Raw genomic sequence first — 5,037 nt, 5'->3', positions numbered from 1 at the left:
CGACACCCGCCGCCTCGCCGACTGCTTCCCCGCCGTCGACTACTTCGAGAACAGCGGCCTCCCCTTCGTCATCGCCCTCAACGGCTTCGACGGAAGCCAGCCCTACCAGCCCGAAGAAGTGCGCGAGGCCCTCCAGATCGGCCCCGACACCCCCATCATCACCACCGACGCCCGCCACCGCGCCGACGCCAAGAGCGCCCTCATCACGCTCGTCGAGCACGCCCTCATGGCACGGCTCAAGTAACCGTGACGGCCAGGGCACTTGTCATGTGCCTCCGGCCAGGGACGATCTGTGTCCTTCGACACGACCGCCCCTACGTTCATAACGTTTCGACAGAGAATTGGAGCGCCCCGGACACCCGACGCATCCGATCGGTGTCACTGCGCTCACATGAGCCCCGCCTTTTGGCGGGGCTCGCTCTTTATGCCCGTTTTACGTGAGGCCTGGACCACTGAAAGGAGCCGCTTCCCACTGTTTGGAACGGACCCCCTTCACGTGCTGCAATTCATGAACTCCCGAGTAGTACGGCCCTGAACGAAACACCGGCACAACGTAGGTGCCGACGCCGAGAGGTTGTTGGTCGAGTGAGGCGAAGCAAGGAAAGCTCCGCGGAGCAGGAGGCGCGGGGCAACTTCACGCCGCCGTCGCGCACGGCGGCGTCGCCCGCGGACGTGCCCGTCACCCCGCCGCCGCCCACCCAGACGGCCAAGGGAAGCTCCAGCAAGCTGTCGCCCCGCAACTGGCGCGTGCCCACGCGACTGAATGCGATCCTCCTGATACCCGTGCTCGTCGGCCTCGTCATGGGCGGCTTCCAGGTCAAGACGGCGATCGACACCTGGCAGGAGGCGCAGGACGCCGAGAAGACGGCCCTCATCGTGCGGGCCGCCTCGGACTACAGCACCGCCCTGCTCAACGAGCGCGACCTCACCGCCCGTCCCCTGTTGACGGCGAAGAGCTCCGAGGACCGCGAGGCGGACGAGGTCGCCAAGGCCTACGCCGCCACCGACGCCGCCAAGGCGAAGTTCGACGAGGCGGTCAAGAACATGCCGTCGGGCGAGGGCCTGAAGCGGCGCCTGGAGCACCGTCTGGAGCTGTTCCGGGACGAGGAGCCCAAGCTGGAGACGCTGCGCAAGGCGGCGTACACGCGGGCCCTCGACCCGGTGAACACCCAGATCGGCTACACCGGCGTGCAGCACTACCTGATGGAGTTCTCCAACGACCTCGGGCTGGGCACCGGCAACGTCACCAGCTACGGCCGCACGGTCTACGCGATCCAGCTCGCCAAGGGGGCTGGGTCGCTCCAGCGCTCCATCGGCACGCAGCTCCTGGTCCGTCCCAGTCAGGACGAGGTCGTCTTCGGCCAGCAGTCGGTGGCCTTCAACTCGTACAACTACCTGGAGCAGATCGCCCTCGGCGAGTCCAACTCCGGTGGCGCCACCGAAGACGTCGACTACCTGAAGAAGGTCATGGCCGGCAAGGCCTCCGAGGGCGAGAAGCGGATGTCCGCGGCCGGCATCGAACTGCCCAAGGGCAAGGACGGCTCCGTCTACTCGGGCGTGGCCGCCCGGATCGGCACCGCCAAGGGCCCCGAGGGCATCGAGGCCCTGCAGGCGAAGGGGATCACCCCCGACACCTGGATGGCCATCGCGACCGCCAAGTTCGACGGCTACAGCGAGGTCGAGAAGACCCTCGTGGACAAGGCCGTGACCGAGGCCGCCAAGATCTCCGACGAGGCCAAGACGGACGCCTGGGTCAACGGCGGCATCGTGGTCATCGCCCTGCTCGCCGCCTTCATCCTGGCCGGCGTCATGGCCCGCCAGATGAGCCGCTCGATGCAGGAGCTCCGGACCGCGGCCTTCACCATCGCCGAGCAGCGCCTCCCGATGCTGGTCGACCAGCTCTCCCGCGCGGAACCGGGCCGGGTCGACACCCGCGTCCAGCCGATCCCGATCGACTCCCAGGACGAGATCGGCGAGGTCGCCCGCGCCTTCGACCAGGTCCACCGCGAGGCCGTCCGGCTCGCCGCCGAGCAGGCCATGCTCCGGGGCAACGTCAACGCGATCTTCACCAACCTCTCGCGTCGCAACCAGTCCCTGATCGAGGGCCAGTTGACCCTCATCACCGACCTGGAGAACAACGAGGCCGACCCGGACCAGCTGGAGAACCTCTTCCGCCTGGACCACCTCGCGACCCGCATGCGCCGCAACGGCGAGAACCTCCTCGTCCTCGCCGGCGAGGAGCCCGGCCGCCGCTGGGACCAGCCGGTCCCGCTGGTCGACGTCATGCGTGCCGCCTCCTCCGAGGTGGAGCAGTACGAGCGCATCGAGCTCGCGGGCGTTCCGGAGGCCGAGATCCACGGCCAGGCCGTGACCGACCTCGTGCACCTGCTCGCCGAGCTCCTGGAGAACGCCACCACCTTCTCCTCCCCGCAGACCAAGGTCCGCGTCACCGCGACCCGTCTCCCCGACGGCCGCGTGATGGTCGAGATCCACGACAAGGGCATCGGCCTCACCTCCGAGGACTTCGCGGACATCAACCACAAGCTGGCCAACCCGCCGACCGTGGACGCCGCCGTCTCGCAGCGCATGGGCCTCTTCGTGGTCGGTCGGCTCGCCGACCGGCACGGGATCCGCGTCCAGCTCCGCCCCTCGGGCGAGCAGGCCGGCACCACCTCGCTGGTCATGCTGCCGGATGCGATCACGCACGGCGGCGGCGGGGAACAGCCGCTCCAGGACGACTTCACCGTCTCCCAGATCATTCCGCAGCAACAGCAGAACGCCTTCGAGGACGGCGCCCCGCAGCCGATGCTGACCGCGGCCGACCTCGGCTTCGACGACTCCCGCTACGAGCAGCCGGCCGAGGAAGAGCGTCCGCTCGACCCGGTCAACCGCTCGCTCCAGCGCGAGGGACGGCGGGCAGCCCTGGAGGCCCAGGCCCAGGGTGGTGACCGTGCGCCCTTCCAGGACGAGGCGGAGCCGGCCCAGCAGTACGGCCAGGCCGGGCAGTACGACCAGGGCGAGCAGTACGACCGGCCCCAGGAATACGCTCAGCAGCAGGCCCAGGAGTACTCGGCCGAGGACCGCCCGGCGCAGGAGTACGGGCAGCCCGGACAGGACCAGCAGTACGGTCAGGAGTACGGGACCGACTACCCGCAGCAGGGCGCGTACGGATACCCCGAGCAGGGTTACCAGGCGTACCCCCAGCAGGGCTATGCGGAGGACTCGTACACGACCTCGGGAACCGAACGCCAGCAGTACGACAATGCGTTCGATCCCCAGTCCCACCAGGCTCAGTGGCCTGATCAGAGCGCATACCAGGGTGGTTACGAACAGGATTTCGGAGCAGAATCGGAATCTGCTCCGAGCGCTCCCGAACAAGCCCCCGACCGCGTAGGCTTCGACCGTCCGGGTTCGACCCCGAGTACCGCCCCGGACACCGGCCACGCGCTGACCGACGCCGGTCTGCCGCGCCGCGGCAGCGTCGCCCCGCAGACGCAGCAGGCGCCGCAGCAGCAGCCGAAGCCCGCGCAGCCGGTGCAGCAGCAGGACGAAGCCGACGGCTCCGGCGAATGGCGCTCGACGAACGACGAGCGCTGGCAGCGGGCCGGAAAGCTCAAGGACCCCAAGGCGGGCGGGGTCACCTCGTCCGGTCTCCCCCGACGGGTCCCGAAGGCCAACCTGGTCGAGGGCACGGCTGAGCAGACCCCGCAGGGCGGCCCCCAGGTCTCCCGCGCACCCGAGGACGTGCGGGGCAGGTTGAGCAACCTGCGCCGGGGCGTTCAGCAGGGGCGGAATGCGGGAACGGACACGAACGGATCGGGCCTCGGCCCGGGCAGTACCTACAACCAGGAGCGTTAGTGTGAGCATGAGCCAGGCGGCGCAGAATCTGAACTGGTTGATCACCAACTTCGTGGACAACACCCCCGGGGTGTCGCACACGGTGGTGGTCTCCGCCGACGGACTCCTGCTGGCGATGTCCGAAGGATTCCCCCGCGACCGCGCCGACCAGCTGGCGGCCGTCGCATCCGGACTCACCTCGCTGACCGCGGGCGCGTCCCGGATCTTCGAGGGCGGTGCGGTCAACCAGACCGTGGTGGAGATGGAGCGCGGCTTCCTCTTCATCATGTCGATCTCGGACGGCTCCTCGCTGGCCGTGCTCGCGCACCCGGAGGCCGACATCGGCCTCGTGGGCTACGAGATGGCCCTGCTCGTGGACCGCGCGGGCACGGTTCTGACTCCCGACCTCCGGGCGGAACTTCAGGGAAGTCTTCTCAACTAACAGACAGACAGTGCGTTTCGCGCCACCGCACCGTAATGTGCGGTGGCGCGGGTCCAAGGGACATGGACCGCGAGGCAGTCGGAGGAGGAGACGTGGGTACACCACCGGGCGCAAGCCCATATCACGGTTATGACGCGCACCAGGCGCCCCTGGGCGACGCTGCGCACAACCGGTTCAACTTTCCCTCCGCCCCGAGCAGACAGGGCACCTCCCAGCCCTACGGACAGCCTCAGGTCCCCTCGATGCCGGCGGGCTCGCCGTCGACCCCGCGCGGCCCTTCCGCCGCCGGTGGTTCCGGTGGGCACAACCCGCTGGTGCGTCCGTACGCGATGACCGGCGGTCGGACCCGGCCGCGCTACCAGCTCGCCATCGAGGCGCTGGTCAGCACGACCGCCGACCCGGCCCGGCTGCAAGGGCAGTTGCCCGAGCACCAACGGATCTGCCGGCTCTGCTTCGAGATCAAGTCGGTCGCGGAGATCTCGGCGCTCCTCTCCATCCCCCTCGGCGTCGCCCGAATCCTCGTCGCCGACCTGGCGGAGGCCGGACTCGTCGCCATTCACCAACCCGGCGGCGACGAGGCCGCCGGCGGTCAGCCAGACGTGACACTGCTCGAAAGGGTGCTCAGTGGACTTCGCAAGCTCTAGCGGCGGCGCGGCCCGTTCAACCACCAGCGCGAAGATCGTGGTGGCGGGCGGCTTCGGCGTGGGCAAGACCACGTTCGTCGGCGCCGTCTCGGAGATCAACCCGCTGCGTACCGA

General features: G+C 69.1%; 3 protein-coding genes and 2 pseudogenes. All 5 read left to right on the top strand.

Going from position 1 to position 5,037, the window contains the following annotated elements; genetic code table 11:
- Positions 1-244: pseudogene (locus ACFW22_RS35560) on the top strand (ATP-binding protein); the annotation flags it as partial.
- Positions 245-585: 341 nt separating this feature from the next.
- On the top strand, positions 586-3,858 hold the full coding sequence (locus tag ACFW22_RS35555) for a nitrate- and nitrite sensing domain-containing protein (RefSeq protein WP_386412889.1): 3,273 nt from the start codon (positions 586-588) through the stop codon (positions 3,856-3,858).
- Between the two features lie 7 nt (positions 3,859-3,865).
- Positions 3,866-4,279 carry a roadblock/LC7 domain-containing protein gene (locus tag ACFW22_RS35550; RefSeq protein ID WP_026057603.1) on the top strand — a complete coding sequence of 138 codons (414 nt, stop codon included), beginning with the start codon at positions 3,866-3,868 and terminating at the stop codon, positions 4,277-4,279.
- Between the two features lie 92 nt (positions 4,280-4,371).
- Entirely contained in the window at positions 4,372-4,923 is a 552-nt protein-coding gene (locus ACFW22_RS35545; protein WP_386412887.1) for a DUF742 domain-containing protein, read from the top strand.
- Positions 4,904-5,037: pseudogene (locus ACFW22_RS35540) on the top strand (ATP/GTP-binding protein); the annotation flags it as partial. The gene ACFW22_RS35545 and the pseudogene ACFW22_RS35540, both read left to right, overlap by 20 nt.

This window comes from Streptomyces sp. NPDC058872, from assembly GCF_042743065.1.
Taxonomy (GTDB): Bacteria; Actinomycetota; Actinomycetes; order Streptomycetales; family Streptomycetaceae; genus Streptomyces.
Note: the sequence above shows the minus strand (reverse complement) of the source record. Positions and strands in the feature narration are given on the sequence as shown.